Below are 16,706 nucleotides of genomic sequence, written 5' to 3'. Positions count from 1 at the left end.
TTTTACGCAACCCTCTCCGACTACTGACGAGGCGGCTGCTTTCCACGCCGGAACTGAATCCCCATCCAGATGACAACGTGGATGATCGTGGCTGTCGCTGCAGCTGTCTCTATTGCTGTTACAGGACTCATACTGAGCGGGCCGCCTTTCGGCGACATCTACGACGACTCGCTACAACGGTTAAGAACCTTCGTCGTTTGCACAATGAGTTATGCAACCTGTTGGTGGTTCGTTTACAGAGTAGACGAAAAGAACGACGAGTCGTTGAGAGCCACCCCGCAGACGCCGTCACCGTCTCGCGGATCAGCCCCACTTGGGCCAATACCAGACAGACAGCCGCCAGCGACCGGACGGGGACGAGGTCGACGCCGCCGGTCTACGCCCCGGCGCCGGAGAGGGCGAGGGAGAAAGAGGCGATGCTTAGTGGCCGACAGCAAGGTATTGTTGACTAACCCGTGCTCTAGGAGTCGCGGTACCCACGTGGCGTATCACTTGTTCTGTGGTGGCGGAGTTTGTGGTGTCTGTGAAGTGTGTGTTCGGTCTGCTTGGAGGACTACAAAATCGGAGAACAGATACTGAATGTAGAACTCACGGTAGTCTGAACGCACGCGTTCAAATGTTCCATACGCACCTCCAATGATGAACACAGCCCCATAGAAGGTTATTGAAGAGGGCACACCAAGCGAGCCGTAGTATGTTTGGTACTCGACTATGCCGTTTAGCGCTCCAAGCTCTGAAAACAGGGCGTACCCCATGAAGACGACTGCAACAACGAACGAGCCAACCCAGATGCTCCGATAAAAATCCAGTACCGCCTGGAACGTCCGCGACCGACCTCGCGCGTCCATGTGAATGTATGACCGGACTAGCGTATAGAGCGCATCCAATTCATCATCGTGTTTTGAGCCTAGGTTCTCCCATTTCTCAGGAAGGTTCTCAGGTTCGAACGCGTCCAAGCAATCATCGTAGAATTCCCTTGCCAGATCAGGGGACAGGCAGCTCGGGTCTTTCAGTTCTGCTCGGAAAATCTGGCGGTGGGTCACCGCACCTGCCTGCTGCTCTGCCCAGAGAGCTGCCGCATGGATGCCCCTTCCAACTACGAATCCACCGATAATTACAATGGCAACTGTGGCACCAGTTGGTGTCGGCATATTCTTCGGGTAGAACGGGAGTAGTCCCAGAATCACTGCTGCACCTGGTATGAAGATACTGAAGAAATCATAGAGATCAAACCGCCGTGTCCCCGCATTCAACATACACTATATGTCAATCAGTCTTTCAAAATAAAATCGCCGGTAGTTATATGTCATTCACGTAACGATAGTATGATAGTTGCAGAATCAAAACTGTTGATAGCGATCACAGGAACGGGATCCACATGTCCACTGATGAAGCTCAAGGCGGGGTGTCGAACATTGAGTCGTTAGCAAAAGGTATCGATGATGCGTTCATGCGACTCGTGTATCTGAGCCCATTCGCCCTCGCCGCCCTCCTCTTGTGGGAGGACGCTCAGGGCTACGGAGTCTGGGCGATGGTTGGTGGAGTCGTCATCGCAGTCGTCTGGGCGCTTCTGGATTAACCGCCGAAAAGTGAATTTTTACGCAGCCCACCCCAACTACTGTTGAGCCGGCTGCGGTCCACGTCGTCGGATCTGAATGGCAAACCAGGCGATGACGTAGATGATCGTGGCCGTTGCTGCTGCTGTTTGAATCGCAGGTACAATTCCCATAGCGAGCGGCCGCCTTCCGACGACATTTCTCCGTAACATGCGTCAGTGATTAAGGGCTTCGTCGTTGGGGGGAACGCCACCGCGAAGATGAGGCCCGCTAACGCCCGGGATTTTTTGATTCGCATTCATGGGTTCGAGGGTGTTTGGTCGGTCCGCGACGGCCCCTCTCGACGTCGCGGGCCCGGTAGAGTTGGTAGTGCTCGCCCCGTAATTGGTGGAGGTCATCGCACAGAGGTCCTGATTTATCTGTGTGTCGTGCTTACCTGTTGGCTAAGATGACTTTCCCAAGTGGCCTGGCTCCCGAACTTACTGATGGCGTGATGAAATCAATCGACTACTGGAAAGAATATCGAGGGCAAGTCGTGAGGATTGAGCAAACAGAATTCGAGGTCCGCGATGGCGACCCACAAAAAACGACGAGGATAACGCACGGCGTGGAAGGAACAGTAGCCAAAGTGATGACTCTGCCACCAGGGTTCCTGTTGGAAGATGCAGTATACTTCTCTAACCCCGAGAAACAGTCGTTAGAAAATGTCCCCACCGGTGCGTCGTACCGGGACGACGCAGGTGAAATGTTCGTCTCCTTCGACAGCATCGAGCGGATGGTTTTCCCGAACCGGTGACGGAGAGAATCCTCGCTGGGCGGGAACGCTTATCAAGAATGCTCACGATGTAGTGACAACACCATGCCAGAACTGCTCTATTTCATGTGGTTGCTCTCCAGCGGCGACTACCTAACGCAGTTGCTCACTGGGTTGTCTACCGGAGCGCTGGCCGTTGTGATCTCTCCGGTGGTGTTCATCGTTGGAGCGATTATCACGTACGTCTGGGCCAAGCAGAAAAGACCGGGCCGGACTCGACCGGTCACCAGACGGTAGGTGTTGCGGGACCCTTTCCTTGGGAGCGTAACGGCGCCTTACCACAGGAAGCTGAGTAGTCGGCGTCATGGACGTGCTCGAACTCATTCGAACCGCCGCAGCAGTCCTGAACAGCCTCCTCGACCTCTACCGAACCATCCGGTCCGACGACGAAGAAGAGTGATCAGAACTGGTCGACGACGTGCCGACGCTTCCGCAGCTCCGTCGTAGGTCGTGCCGTCGACGCCGACGTGCCAGCCCCTTCGGCGATGCTCTCTGGCGAAGCCCATCATGAGGGTGGTAAATTAATAGCCAACACCTATTCGTCAATCATCTCACGGAGACGTATCGTGCGTTCGTTCAGCGTCTCCAACGCTTGGGAATGGCTCTCAACTTCAGACTCTAACGCCGATGTCCTCTCCTCCAAAGTTGAAAGCCGGGACACCGCCTCATCGAGGTCCTCAACAACCATTGATAGCTGGTCCCCACCGTCGCTGTCCTGCTCGTCCGCGAGGTGGTCGACGCGGCCGTGCAGGTGACTGAGCGCCGTCGACAAGTCCGACACCTCATGCCGTAGGTCAGCCACATCCTCCTCGGAGACGCCTACTCGCACTTCGGTCTGATCGTCGAGGTCGCGGGCAACCCGCTCGCCCTCCTCAGTCAGCGCATACACGTTCGCCGGGATTGGTGCGCCGACGTGTTCCTCACCGACCTTCTCAATCAGTCCTAGCTCCGCCAACGACCGCGCCTGCTTGCCGAGGTTCGAGGTCGTCATCTCACCTATCATGCTCTTGATGTCTGACGTATTCCCTCGCCCACCACGGTCGTCGAGTGCCGACAGAATCTCCCGCTGGGTATCGTTCAACTGCTCCATATCCAACACGAAACACGCCCCCTACAAAGCCATGTTCCCTACGGAACGCCTTACGGAACGATCGGCGCGAGGAAACAATGGCCTATGCGAACCAAACCACGCCAAGCGACGACCGGTGGGGCAGGCAGGCCGAGCGTACGAGAACAACCAGGGAACGAGCGACGACGAGAGGCGACACCAGTCATATCACAAAGCAGAGAAGACACCCGACAGAGCGACGATGAAGACACCGGGGGAACGTCACGAACCCCCCGGCGGTGACGCGGTCAGCGTCACCATGACACCGGGCACGGCGACGAGACTGGGACGTCGCAGTGAGAGAGGGACAACAGCCACAGCAGGAGCGACCACGTCGAAAACGACGCACGACCGTGGCGGCGAAGAGAGCGACGACCAGGACGGCAACGACGACGAACAGATACCAGACAAGCGAAACACGACCCGAGGGCCGACGTAATAGTGACCAGCGAGAAGCGACCGGATAGCTCACGAGATTGCGAACGACGGTAACGACGACGACATCAACCACGTCGACGACGACTCACAAAGCATGCCAGTGACCGACAACCGATGACGGTGACGACGCTGAGCGCTGATATGGCGCCACATGAGGGGCGTGGACTGTGGTTCCGGCGGTGGAACCCCAGGGCGACAGGAGTACAACCGACCTCCAGGCGATGGAGACGACGACCGTGGGGACACCGGCCTGCAAACGTGATTCTGAGCTCCCAGTGGTAGTGACGAGCAGACTGCGACGGAAACCGGCCCTCAGTGCCATCAGTCACCTCCAGAGATGAGGAACGATGTGGAGGCCTGCCAGCAAGGCAAATGCACCAGGGACCGACTGTGAGCGATTACGAGTGGACCCCTGACCCGTCGAGGCCGATGCCCACCGACCCCGTGCGTGACCCACCCGCCTACCATGTCTACGAGCGCGATGCACTCCCGGGACATCTCGCGCTTATCGCGAACGTTCTCGCCGATATCGGTCAGTCTGAGGGGATCTCTGACGTGACCCTCTCACATCATGCCGTCCAGTCGTACTTCTGCAAACTCACGGGCGACGAATGGACGGTTGCGACGGGTGAGATTCGACAGCACGTCGACGACGCCGACGGGTACCGGCTAGCCAAACAGTCACTTATCGATGGTTACGAGACGCGTGACGTATTGGTCGCGACGACGGCTCTGGACCGTCAGCGCATCAAGGCACTCGTCGATGCGTTCCATAGCGACACCATCCCCCAGACGGCCTACGACGAACTCGCTGACTGTTCGGAACTTCGCGTCTCACTTCCGGCAGAGGTGGTGCAGGACACGCCTCGGGTCGAACGACTCGATGGACGGGAGGACGAAGCAAATGGGACACAGGTCTACTGGTACACAGGAGAGGAGGGGTTGGTTTACGACCTTACAGGAGGTGGGCTTCGCAGGATGGACGACCAGTCTGGAGACAGCTCTCTTTGATCTATCTTTTTTCAAGGCGAGAATCCCGCCCTTTAGGGCGGGCGTGAAGCGGACAACTCCTACGTGAACCACCGTCGGTTGCAGGCCGAATACCCCACGACTGCAAACCTTTCTTAGAATTGGGTGTGTAGAAATTAGTACGGCCAAATGAAGTACAACCTCGAAACCGGGCCGCACACGGTCTACGCGCTTCAATATCACTTCGTGACCGTCACGAAGTACCGCGCAGACCTACTCACCGACGAGATAGCCGAACGCATCGGTGGGATTGTCAGCGACATCTCCGAGGACTTCGGCGTGAACATCCAGAACGTCAACGGCGTTCCGACCACGTTCACATTCTGTTCACGGCGAAGCCAACGACCGACCTCACCAAGTTCATCAACTCGCTCAAGGGCGTTACGTCCCGCCAAATCCGTGACGAGAATCCCGAGGTTCGGCAGGCGCTCGACAAAGCGTTCTGGCAACCGGGATACTTCCTCGCCACCACCGGCCAAGTGAGCATCGACGTACTCATGAACTACGTCGAGGAGCAGTAGCGTGTCTCCGACCGTCACGAAGACGTTGCAGGCGACGTTCGCGCCACCCACCGCGCACAAGCAGTCGAAACTGAACGACCTGCTCGAAACCTACCGTGACGGTCTGCAAGAGGCGTTCGACGCCGGGGCGAGTACCATGTCGGCGGTGAGCGACATCGTGACGCCCTACGACCTCCCGTATCAGGCGAAAGCCGCACTCTGCAACTATACCCGAAACTCCACAAGACGTACAATGCCAAGGAGTTGGACGACGGTCACCCGATACGGCTCACGAACCAAGCCGCGAAATTCGACCACTCCGAAGAACGCGAGTACGAGTTCACGTGGTGGGTCCCCCGTCCCGGTCGGGGAACGAACTTCTGGATACCGCTCCGCATCAATCCCGAACAGGAAGGCCTCTGCACGACCTCGTATCGGAGGACGCGAAGGCGGGCGAGATATGGCTTTAACAGCACCGGAAGAACTGGGTACTGCACGTCACCGTCGAGTACCCGGTCGAAGAACCAGCGACGGACGGTGACGCCACGCACATCGGCTTAGACATCGGAGAAACCGCCCTCATCACGGGCTGTGCCCTCAAGGACGGTTCTCCGACTGACCCGTTCGTGTGTAGCGGAAGCAGAGCGAAGCATCTCCGCAAAGAGATGCACACGACCCTGAAACGACTCCAAGAGCGTGACGTATCCGAGTGGCGTATTGAAGACCGATTCAACCACTACCAGAACGCTCTCACCGACATCGTGGAAAAGGCGTCTCGACAGGCTGTTGAGTACGCCACACAGTTCGAGAACCCGGTGTTAGTGATGGAGGATTTGACGTACATCCGCGAGCGTCTCGACTACGGGAAGTACATGAATCGTCGGCTTCACTCGTGGGCGTTCGCCCGACTCCAAGGGCGAATCGAGGACAAGGCGACGGAAGCAGTCATCCCGGTCGTGTACGTAAATCCGGCGTACACGTCGCAGACGTGCCACTTGTACCACCGCATCGGTCGGCGGGCCTCTCGGGTCGAGTTCCGGTGTCCGAACGAGAATTGCCACGTTTCGACGTTTCAGGCCGAGATCAACGCTTCCGCGAATATCGCACGACGGGTTGACCCGTGGGGAGAGAGCATCCCGCTTGACAAGGCGGAACGCGATGGCTCGCTTCGGGATGGGAGCGGTTGTGACACCGCCACGACTCACCGTGAGAAGAGCGTACCAGCGCAGATGACGCTCACGGCCTACGAAGAGTCGGAACCCTCTGCCAGCGACGACTAACTGGTATTCCCCATGCGTGGGAAGCCTCGCCGTAAACGGCGAGGAGGATGGCACACGAACTCGCGTCGGAGACACGAGTACGTCGTCAATCAGTACTCTACACCTGGAGGGATGTCTCTTGACTGCCTGACTGCTTTCCGAATAATTGGCATTACATCACCTGACCAGTTGTCCATTTCTAAGAGATGTTTGACCCGAATCCACCGTGCGAGCCCCAAGTCACAAAATCTTGACATAAGTACTGGACTAAACATTGGTGGGTAGTGTCCGTCTCCATTAGGCGAAAAATCGACAACAGTCATCGAAGATGCGTCAATGCTGAGAATTCCATTTGATTCATTCAGATGAACCATTACAAGTGCTTCGTCAAATCCTTCGGTTGATGGGTCTATCTTTTCGATATTGCAGTTTTGACAGCGTACCGCATCAGGTAACCACTCGGTGGGTGGAGTAAATATCCGCTCAATGTTTGGCATATCGGCGACTCGAACCACGTCGTACTGCACAGGCTGATCAATTTTGACGTCGCCTCCGCAGTATCACACACATGCGCCCCTGCGACGCGTTCGCCGTGGATATGGCTTTTCAGTTGAGTAGTATCCAGCTCCGGTGGTGTTTCTGCCATCTTGTTCTTGACTTCGACCGGCGTTCTATAGACCACTACCGTTGTGGGCCTCAAAAGTCCGATCTGTTGGAGCCATTCAACTGACGCGGTAATGCGGGATCTCTTTCCTCAAGGAACCACTCGTCTTGCGGTTCCCAACGAATAGCGCGACCCCTTCGAAGACACAATCTCCGAGTGGCAGCATGGTTGCCAAATCGCTATCGAATGGCGTAAGCAAGTGCTCAGCGCTTTTTACGGGATCAAGTGCCGCCATGATTCGCAACTCATTTTCCTCTAGCAAAGCCCACCGAGAGCCCCCGACCTCAGTCGGCCGGTTGCGGCGCGTCTTCGGCTTCCGCCACACTCGCAGTTCCGCGCTCGCCTTCGCGGTCGATGTACTTGCGGACCCAGAGTTCGCCGGTGATGATGCCGGAGATGGCGCTCATGTGTTCGGCTTCGCCCGTGAGCTCCTCGCGCTGGAGGCAGCGAATCTCGTCGGCGTCGAAGTACGGGCGCTCGCACGCGGAGTCGAGCAGGTCGTCGACCCGCTCGCGGAGCGCGCGGTTCGTCCGGTACCAGTCGCCGATGGTGGAGCGGCCGCCGTAGGTGTGGACGTCGCCGACGAGGCGCTCGCGGATACGGTCGACGGAGGTGCCGACGACGAAGCCGGCGGCGTGTTGCCACATCGGGCGCGCCGGGGGGACTTTCGTCCGCTCGTAGGGGATGGCCGCGAGTCGGCTGTCGAGGCGGCGGACCAGTTCGACCTTCGGGTAGGCCGTCCCGGCGGGAATCTTCCCGTCGGTGAACGGAATCGAGCCGACGCGGTGCGAAAGCGGCATCCGCGTCACGGCCCGGAGGAACTCGGTGTCGCTGAAGGGGACGCGGGTGCCGGCTTGGCTCTCGGCGATGGGGTTGCTGGCGAAGTCGCACCGCGGGAAGTAGTTGCGGTAGTAGCAGTCCATCGCGGTGCTGTAGAGGTCCGGCTGGTCGCTCTTGCGCACCTCCTCGCGGTAGGTCGTCATCGGGTCGAAGTCGGTCCGCAGGAGCCGGCGGGCGTCGTCGACGTCGATGCGGTGTTTCGCGCGGTAGAGCGCGGCCTCGGGTGATTTGCTGCCTTCGACGGCGGCCCGGCCGATACCGTCGCCCATCATCCCGCCCTGTCCGCAGCCCTCGATGAGCACGTCGGGCATGTCCTCGATGTTGAACACGTTCGCGAGGTTGACGAACGTCGAGAGGCCGACCATCCCGCTGGTCAGCTGGACCGACGTGTCGAGGGTGTCGACGAGCGCGTCAGACGTGACGGGCACGCGCCTGTTTTCGAGACCGAGCACCGCCGAGACCTTCGCGGCGAGTTCGAGGTTGCTCCCGTTGGCGGGGTTCGAGTCGTAGGTGTAGGTCGTGAGGTCGTGGTAGCGGCTGAGTTCGCCCGCCATCGAGCGGCTGTCGAGGCCGCCGGAGAGCCACAGGCCGATATCGCCGTCTATCGTGTCGGCCATGTCGGCGATGACGTCCTGATAGGCCGCGGTGAGGTCGTCGAGGTAGGAGTCGTCCGGGCTCTGTTCGAACGTGTGGTGCCAGTACGACTCGATTTCGGGCCCCGAGTCGGCCCGGTAGTCGAGAATCGCCCCGGAGGGGAGAAACTTCACGCCCTGGACGAGCGTCTTGTCGCCCCAGACGTGCCCGATCATGAGCAGGTCGCTGATGGCGCGTTCGTCGACCTGCGGGTCGTCGAGGAGGGTCGTCAGCGCGCCGACCTCGGTCCCGAAGGCGAACGGTTCGCCGTCGACGTAGAAACACTGTCGCGTCCCGAGTTTGTCGCTGGCGAGCACGACGCGCTCGTCGTCGCCGTCGACGCCGACGACGAGGAACGAGCCGTCGAGTTCGGGAAGGAGGGCGTGCGGGTCCTCGAACAGTCGGGCGAACAGCCCATCGGCGTCGAGGTCGAGTTCGTCGAGGTTCGTCACCGCGCCGTATATCGCTCCCACGCGCGGCCCGTCTTCCCAGACGGTACAGCCGTGGGGGTCTCGCGCGCCGTGGTGGAGGACCGAGACGCCGAACCGGCCGGTCGACCGCGTCGCCGACTCGTACCAGTCTTCGCGGTGGAGTTCGGCCGCGCAGGCGTCGAGCGTCGCCGGGTCGACCGCGCCGCCGACGAAGCCGGTCATCGGCGGCCCTCGCTTCCGGTTCGCTTCGCGGGCTGTGGCGTGACTACTGTGAGTGACATCGTTGCCCGATATCCGTGTCCGTCGGGTTTTGTTATCACGCACCTATACGTCTCGGAGACGGCGTCGAGCGCCGCCGAACCGACCGGAATCGCGGTTCGAACGGCTCCAGATGCCGGGGAGACCCCTCGACGAGCGGTTCTGCGACGGCTGTCGGTCCGAAACGGAGGAAGAACGGCTATACCGACCGCAGAGGCCGATTACACGCTCAATAACAAACTACGCTACTCGCCTCTTCTCACGCGATGATGCAACGTGATTCGCGGCTCACGAGAACGCTCCTCCTCGTCGGATTTCTCGCGATAGCCGTCGGTATCCTCGTCGCTCGCGAGTCGCCGGCGCGCGCGTACGAGGTCTCAATTTATCAGTCGACCCCGGCGATGTTCTGGGTCGGTGTGGCGGTGGCAGTGCTGACCGCGCTGGTCGTGGTCGTCCGTGAACCCGACAGCCGATACGCGTTCGGCGGAGTGGCGCTGGGGGCGCTCGCGATAGCCGCGGTCTCCGCTCTCCCGCTCGTCAGGGAGTACTACTTCTACGGCTTCAACGACTCGCTGACGCACCTCGGGTGGGCGAGGTCCCTCGTCTCCGAGTCGCTGACTCCGCTGGACATCGTCTACCCGAGCGGCCACGTGTCGGCGGGGATGTTCAGCGCCGCCCTCGGCGTCGAACTCACCACCGCGATGATGCTCGTGGTGTTTTTCGTCTCGGTCGTCTACCTCGTGTTCGTCCCGCTTCTCGTCTCGCTCGTCGTCCCCGACCGGCGGGCGGTCCTCGTCGCCGTGTTCTCCGCACTGTTGTTCCTGCCGGTGAACCTCAACGGGTTCAAGCTCATGTTCTTCCCCTACTCGCTGGCGTCGTTCCTCGGACTGGTGCTTCTGTACCTCTTTTTCAGACACCAGTTTTCCGGCACCGACGCCGTCGAGAGCCGGTGGCGCGGCCACGTCACGCCCGTCTCCGCCCTGTTCGCCATCGGGACGGTCGCGCTGGTGTCGTACCACCTGCAAGTGGCCGTCAACTACCTCGTGTTGTTCGCCGTCGCCGCGGCCATCCAACTCGTCCAGCGCTGGCGGACCCCGGACGCCGTCGCCGACCAGCGTCCGGTGTACGGCCTGACTATCGTCTTCGCCGCGGCGTTCGCCTACTGGCTGACCCAGTACACCGTCGGCTTCTCGACGGGCGGCCTGTTCGTCGAGGGCGTGCTCGGTATCCTTTCGGGCGGTTCCGCGGCCGGCGCGGCCATCTCTCAGCGCACCGGCTCCGTCACCGCCGTCGGCGGCGGTATCTTCGACGTGTTCGTGAAGCTGTTCCTCGTGAACGCGGTGTACGCCCTGATAACCCTCGGCGTCTTCCTCGGCGTCCTGTTCGGGCGGCTCCCACAGCTCTCCGCCCAGGGCCGGTCCATCCTGCGGACGCTGACGTTCAGCCTCGTCGTGTTGGTGCCGTACTTCTTCGCGCACCTCCTCGGCGTCATCTCGGAGACGAACTTCTTCTTCCGCCACGTCGGCTTCGCGATGATTCTCTCGACCGTCGTCGGGAGCGTCGGGCTGTTCTACGCCTTCGAGTGGCTCTCGGGGACGGCGTACTGGTCGAAGTACGGGTCGGCCGTCAAGGCCGGCGCGCCCGTCGCGACGGCGCTCGTCATCGGGCTCACGCTCATGGTGATGTTCCCGTCGCCGTACATCTACCTCCCGTCGAACCACGTCCCCGCCCAGCAGATGGGGGCGTACGACACCGCCTTCGGGATGTCGGACGAGGACGTTCGGTACGTGGGCATTCGCGGGAACCCCGACCGCTTCGTCGACGCGCTGCCCGGCAGTCCCACGCCGGCGCTCGGCTTCACGACGCCCGACGAGGCACTCACCGACTTGCCGGACTACTACGACGGCCCGCGGTATCTGATGGTCTCGAAGACCGACCACGACCGCGAGGTAATCGCCTACCGCGAACTCCGGTACTCCGAGGCGAACATCACGGCCGTCCGGGACCAACCGAACGTGAACCGCGTCATGTCGAACGGCGCGGCCGACCTCTACTACGTGTCCGGGTAGCCGCCCCGACTCCGGGTTTCGTTTCGCGTCGGCTTCGAACTCGCCGGTGTCCCTCGCTCGCCGGCGTCAAAGAGCGCCTAATTCCCGCGCCCGCGGGGGCCGTTTCCCCCGCTGAAGCCAGTAGCGAGTCAATAATTAATCGCCTCCTGAGCCGATGTGTAGCCGAGTGTTACCGTTCGTGAATACGCCGAGTCGCCGCCGAGACGGCGGCCCGAGAGGTGCCTTCGATGAGAGATAAGATTCGCTCGGTCGTCCGGACGATTCGCCGCCGGTTCGTCCCCGGCGACGACGACGGCGACCTCGCAGAGCGGACGGTGAAAAGCGGGATGTGGGTGTCGGCGATGAACGTCCTCGACCGGGTGCTGAAGGTCGTGATGTTCATCGTCCTCGCGCGGCTGCTCGGCCCCGAGGCCATCGGGCTGATGGGCATCGCGCTGCTCACCATCTCGGCGCTTCTGAGCCTGACGAACCTCGGCATCGACGCCGCGCTCATCCAGCGCGTCGACGACGACGTCGACGAGTACCTGAACACGACGTTCACGCTCGAACTCCTCCGCGGCCTGCTGATGAGTTCGATTCTCTACGTCGCGGCCCCGTCGCTCGCCTCGCTGTTCGGCGAGCCCGCCGCGCGCGACCTCATCCGCGCCATCGCCTTGGTCCCGATATTCCTCGCGGTTCGGAACCCCGCGATGGTCTACTTCAAGAAGGACCTCGCGTTCCACAAGGAGTTCGCCTACCGGGTCAGCGGGACGACCGCTTACGTCGTGGTCGCGCTCGGCTACGCCGCGGTCAGCCCGACGGTCTGGGCGCTCGTCTTCGGCTACCTCGCCGACGCGGGCGTCCGGTCGGTCGTGACTTACTTCCTGCACCCGTACCGGCCGCGCCCCGCGCTGAACCGCGCGTACGCCGCCGAACTCATCGGCTACGGGAAGTGGGTCACGGGGTCGTCCATCGTCGAGTTCCTCTACGGACAGGGCGACGACGCGGTCGTCGGCTGGCTCCTGACGGCGACCTCGCTCGGCTACTACCAGCTCGCCTACCGCATCTCCAACGCGCCGGCGACCGAAATCGCCGTCGTCGTCTCCAGCGTGATGTTCTCGACGTACTCGAAGCTCCAGGAGGACCAGCGCGCCCTCCGCGAGGCGTTCTTCAGCACCTTCCGGCTCACCGCCTTCGTCGCCCTGCCGATGTCGGTCGGCATCTACCTCGTCGCGCCCGCGTTCGTCGGCGCGTTCCTCGGCGAGGACTGGCTCCCGATGGTGCTCGCCATGCAGATTCTCGTCGCCTACGGGCTCTTTCGGACGCTCTTCGCGACGTTCAACCCCGTCTGGCGCGCCGTCGGCCGTCCCGACGTACAGACCAAACTCGGCTTCCTCAGGGTCGCCCTGCTCGCGATAGCCATCGTTCCCGCGACGAGCGCCTACGGCATCGAGGGGACGGCGCTCGCGGTCACCGGCATCCTCGCGTTCCCCATGGTCCCGCTCTACGCGCGGGAGATGAAACGGACGCTCGACACCACCTACTTGCGGTTCCTCCGGGAACTCTCGTACCCCGTCGCGGCCAGCGGCGCGATGGCGCTGGCGGTCCTCGCGGCGCAGAACCGCGTCGGGTCGCCGCTCGTCGAGTTCGCACTGCTCGTCGCGGTCGGCGTCGTCGCCTACGTCCTCAGCGCGGCGTCGCTCATGACGCTCTTCGACTGGCGGGTCAAACACACCCTCCGGGAGCTCGTCTCGGTGATGTCGAAGTGACGCGGTGACGCCGGCGCTCGGCCGCCCCCGACGAGTCCGACGAGGGGTCGATTCGACTGACTCTCATTGCTAGCTGAACCTCGACGGTGAATCAAACCTATCAGAACCTCGTCAGTAAATGTGGGAGCGGTGAAACGAACGCCCTCGCAAGATTCGGTGGGCGATTAATTACCAGTTCACAGTCGATTATCTGCGAGGTAGCGCCGATTCACGGCTCGAACGCGGTTCGACCCCGGGATTGCGATTTTTCTCGAACACAACCGATTAAGCGGTTGTTTCGTGGGGTCGGACCGAGGTATATTCAATTTTAGTTGAGACTATCGATCCTGAATTTATGGTGTGACTTTGGAATGCAACTGGTAATAATTTGGCCGCTATCCGAAGCAATCACGTAAGTAATCGAATCCAACTAGAGTATACCTCGCAATAATGATTATCACCTTAACGAGGGCTTTCCTCGGGTATGGTACGACTAACCGATGGAGACGACGACGAATCTGCGGCGGATTCGGACTCCATCCTCGAATCGCAACTCAACAGGCGGAACTACCTCAAACTCGGTGCGATGGCCGCATCGACTGCCCTCTCTGCCGGCGTCGCGTCGGCTGCGTCTGGACCAGAGGAGCGCTTCGGTATCCAATGGGACCGCGTCGTCAACGCGGTGGACGACCTTGGAATGGACCCCAACGGAAACGAACCGATAGACAGCCAACTCGATTCCGCGTACGAAAGCGGGACGCTCATCGAATTCCCTCCGGGTGAGTACCTCGCCACCGAGACGCAGTACTGGAACGACGACGTGTCCCGCTTCGGGATGGTCGGCACCGGAAGCTCTCACAAGGACGTGCAGTTCGTCTTCCCGTCGGGCAACAACGGCGAGAAGTACCGGTTCCTCGAAATCACCAGCGGGGACCACCACGTCCTGAAGAACTTCTCCATCCAGCAGACCGACGACGCCACCACCACGGCGGACATCTGGATGATAAACGACGACGGCGGCCTCATCGAGGACGTCGAGTGGCTCGGTCGCACCCCCACCGACAACGACGCTCGCCGCCAGCTCCTCGCGTACGACTGTTCGTCCGTCGACGGCGTCAACGTCGCCCGTCGCGTCTACATGCGCGAGGGTGCCGAGCTTCCGGGCTACCCCGACGGCGTCGCGGGCATCCGCGTGCAGGGCGGCTCCGTCGGCGAGATTCGCCTCGTCGACTGCCACATCGAACAGCGCGGTTCGTCGTCGTTCCGCGCGACCCACACCCGCGGCGTCCTCCGCGTCGAGGGCGGGCTGTTCAAGAACAACGACAACACGAACATGCGCATCTCCGCGGGCGACCACCCCGAAAAGACCTCGTGGATCAAGGGCGCGACCGTCATCATGGACGCGGACAACCTCAACGAGCACGCCCACGACGGCGACAGCCTCGACAGCCCCGAGGGCCTCCGCATCGACTCCACCGGCAACGGGTACGCGGGCGTCCTCATCGAGGACTGTGACTTCATCTTCAAGTCCTGTCCCACCTCGCGCGGCGTCGTCTCGTCGCCGACGTGGGGCGGCCACGGCGGCTTCACCCTGCGCAACTGCCGCATCCAGAACGACACGTCGGTCCAGACGATTCACGCCGACTCCGTCGACACCGACACCGCGGACAAGCCGTGGGGCGTGAACCTCGAAAACGTCTCCATCACGGGCAGCGCGCGGTCCCAGCCGTCCGGCGCGGCGGTCTGCATCGACAACGACCGCAACGGCTCGACCGTCCAGAACAGCTGTATCCACTTCCCGAACGGCGACGTGGACGGCGTCCTCGTCAACGACGCCACGAGCTGTGAGATTGTGGACTCGAACATCAACGTCTCCGGGCAGGCGACGGTGTTCAGCGGGGCCGACGTGGACACGAGCAACGTCACGAGCGGCGACTCCTGTCCGCTCCCGAGCGCCGACAGCAGTACCGGCGGCGACTCGTCGAGCACGGACTCGACGACCGACTCCACGACGGATTCGACGACGGATTCGACGACCGACTCCACGACAGACTCGACGACGGACTCGACGACCGAACCCCTCCCGAACGAGATTCGCCTCGTCGGTTCGGGCACGACGACGCAGTACGAGTTCACGGTGACGGACTCGCTGCAGGCGTCGGACGGAACCATCGAGGAGTGGGACGACATCGAAAGCGGCACCGCGACCGGCTGGATTACGACCGAGGGCGTCGAGGACGCGTACACGTTCTCCGGCGACGTCGACTCGTTCTCGTTCCTCGAAGGCGAGTCCGAGGTTTACGTCAACGGCGAGCAGGTATCCGAGAGCACGGTCACGGACGCGACGACCGATTCGAGCACGGACGGCTCGACGGACTCGACGACCGACTCTCCCGACCTCTCGCACGAGCTGCGCCTCGTCGGCACGGGTACCCAGACGCAGTACGAGTTCACCGTCAGCGACGCGCTCGAAGCCTCGGGTGACACCATCGAGTCGTGGGACACCATCGACGGCACCTCCGCGGCGGGCTGGATCACGACCGAGGGCGTCGAGGACGTGTTCAACTTCGCGGGGAGCGTCACCTCCTTCGGCTTCGTCGAGGGCGAGGCCGAGATCTACGTCGACGGCGAGCAGGTGACCGAGAACACGGTCACCGATGCCGCGACGGACTCGACGACCGATTCGACCGACGACGCCACCGACAGCCAGAACGAACTGCGCCTCGTCGGCACCGGCGTCGAGACGCAGTACGAAGTCGCCGTCAGCGGTACGCTCGAAGCCTCGGGCGACACCATCGAGGAGTGGGACGACGTGTCCGAAAGCTCCGCGGCGGGCTGGGTGACCACCGAGGGCGTCGAGGACGTGTACGCCTTCACGGGCACGATCACGTCGCTGTCGTTCCTCCAGGGCGAGGCCGAGGTCTACGTCAACGGCACGCGGGTCGACCCCGCCGTGTTCTCCCTGCCGAACACCCTCGTCGTCGAGGGCGACGGCTCGGAGACGACGTACGACTTCATGGTCTCCGGCGACATCCTGAACGACCCGCTCGTCGGGCCGACCGAGAGCGCCGACAGCGTCACCAGCGGCAAGGCGAAGGGTTCGGTCACCGACGACGTCGACGCCTTCCGGTTCTCGGGCGACATCACGAAGATGAACCTGACCGGCGACGCGGCGCTGACGTTCGAGGACAACGACGGCTGAGGCGACGGCGGGAAAACGACACGACAGCACAGCACGCGGCGCGCCGCCCGCGCGGTGACGCCGCAGACGACAGAGGCACCCACGTTCGCATTTCGACGCGGCTTTTTCGTTCTCCACCCGACAGCCGAGCGACCGCCACACTTCGTGACGGAGCACTCAGCGACGAAGCGACGCCCGC

The 16,706-nt window shown here is 61.8% G+C and carries 12 protein-coding genes and 2 pseudogenes; 10 read left to right on the top strand and 4 right to left on the bottom strand.

Translation table 11 applies throughout. From position 1 onward, the window contains the following. Nucleotides 1-488: 488 nt before the first annotated feature. A complete protein-coding gene (locus FY251_RS07615; RefSeq protein ID WP_148414171.1) occupies nt 489-1,256 on the bottom strand; it encodes a hypothetical protein in 768 nt (255 codons plus the stop codon). Between the two features lie 122 nt (nt 1,257-1,378). Between FY251_RS07615 and FY251_RS07610 the strand changes: the two genes are divergently transcribed. The 3 genes from FY251_RS07610 (at nt 1,379) to FY251_RS07600 (ending at nt 2,607) form a co-directional block, all read left to right on the top strand. Next, complete coding sequence (locus FY251_RS07610; RefSeq protein WP_148414170.1) at nt 1,379-1,579, top strand: hypothetical protein; 201 nt, start codon at nt 1,379-1,381, stop codon at nt 1,577-1,579. 425 nt (nt 1,580-2,004) lie between these two features. Further along, complete coding sequence (locus FY251_RS07605) at nt 2,005-2,352, top strand: hypothetical protein (protein ID WP_148414169.1); 348 nt, start codon at nt 2,005-2,007, stop codon at nt 2,350-2,352. Nucleotides 2,353-2,415: 63 nt separating this feature from the next. Next, nucleotides 2,416-2,607 carry a hypothetical protein gene (locus tag FY251_RS07600; RefSeq protein ID WP_148414168.1) on the top strand — a complete coding sequence of 64 codons (192 nt, stop codon included), beginning with the start codon at nt 2,416-2,418 and terminating at the stop codon, nt 2,605-2,607. A 298-nt stretch (nt 2,608-2,905) separates the two neighbouring features. On the opposite strand, the gene FY251_RS07595 is transcribed toward FY251_RS07600, so the two are convergent. Continuing rightward, on the bottom strand, nt 2,906-3,460 hold the full coding sequence (locus tag FY251_RS07595) for a chromosome segregation protein (RefSeq protein WP_148414167.1): 555 nt from the start codon (nt 3,458-3,460) through the stop codon (nt 2,906-2,908). A 115-nt stretch (nt 3,461-3,575) separates the two neighbouring features. Between FY251_RS07595 and FY251_RS07590 the strand changes: the two genes are divergently transcribed. From FY251_RS07590 to FY251_RS07575, 4 genes and pseudogenes are all read left to right on the top strand, one after another. Further along, nucleotides 3,576-3,917, top strand: coding sequence for a hypothetical protein (locus tag FY251_RS07590; protein ID WP_148414166.1), 342 nt, complete (start codon nt 3,576-3,578; stop codon nt 3,915-3,917). A 428-nt stretch (nt 3,918-4,345) separates the two neighbouring features. Further along, nucleotides 4,346-4,927 carry a hypothetical protein gene (locus FY251_RS07585; RefSeq protein WP_148414165.1) on the top strand — a complete coding sequence of 194 codons (582 nt, stop codon included), beginning with the start codon at nt 4,346-4,348 and terminating at the stop codon, nt 4,925-4,927. Nucleotides 4,928-5,074: 147 nt separating this feature from the next. After that, a pseudogene (tnpA, locus tag FY251_RS07580) lies at nt 5,075-5,466 on the top strand (IS200/IS605 family transposase). A 1-nt stretch (nt 5,467) separates the two neighbouring features. Next, nucleotides 5,468-6,725, top strand: a pseudogene (locus FY251_RS07575) (RNA-guided endonuclease TnpB family protein). Between the two features lie 89 nt (nt 6,726-6,814). On the opposite strand, the gene FY251_RS07570 reads toward FY251_RS07575, so the two are convergent. Together FY251_RS07570 and FY251_RS07565 are read right to left on the bottom strand one after the other, a co-directional pair. Continuing rightward, on the bottom strand, nt 6,815-7,201 hold the full coding sequence (locus FY251_RS07570) for a hypothetical protein (RefSeq protein WP_148414164.1): 387 nt from the start codon (nt 7,199-7,201) through the stop codon (nt 6,815-6,817). A gap of 451 nt (nt 7,202-7,652) precedes the next feature. After that, nucleotides 7,653-9,494, bottom strand: a complete 1,842-nt coding sequence (locus FY251_RS07565; RefSeq protein ID WP_148414163.1) for an asparagine synthase-related protein — start codon at nt 9,492-9,494, stop codon at nt 7,653-7,655. A 302-nt stretch (nt 9,495-9,796) separates the two neighbouring features. On the opposite strand from FY251_RS07565, the gene FY251_RS07560 reads away from it, so the two are divergent. From FY251_RS07560 to FY251_RS07550, 3 genes are all read left to right on the top strand, one after another. Continuing rightward, nucleotides 9,797-11,599: a hypothetical protein gene (locus tag FY251_RS07560; protein ID WP_148414162.1), complete on the top strand. Its 1,803-nt coding sequence runs from the start codon at nt 9,797-9,799 to the stop codon at nt 11,597-11,599. 227 nt (nt 11,600-11,826) lie between these two features. Continuing rightward, complete coding sequence (locus FY251_RS07555) at nt 11,827-13,347, top strand: lipopolysaccharide biosynthesis protein (RefSeq protein WP_148414161.1); 1,521 nt, start codon at nt 11,827-11,829, stop codon at nt 13,345-13,347. 463 nt (nt 13,348-13,810) lie between these two features. Beyond that, nucleotides 13,811-16,528, top strand: coding sequence for a hypothetical protein (locus tag FY251_RS07550; protein WP_148414160.1), 2,718 nt, complete (start codon nt 13,811-13,813; stop codon nt 16,526-16,528). The last annotated feature ends 178 nt before the right edge of the window (nt 16,529-16,706 follow it).

It is taken from the genome of Haloferax sp. KTX1 (assembly GCF_902410085.1).
In the GTDB taxonomy this organism is placed as follows: Archaea; Halobacteriota; Halobacteria; order Halobacteriales; family Haloferacaceae; genus Haloferax; species Haloferax massiliensis.
Note: the sequence above shows the minus strand (reverse complement) of the source record. Positions and strands in the feature narration are given on the sequence as shown.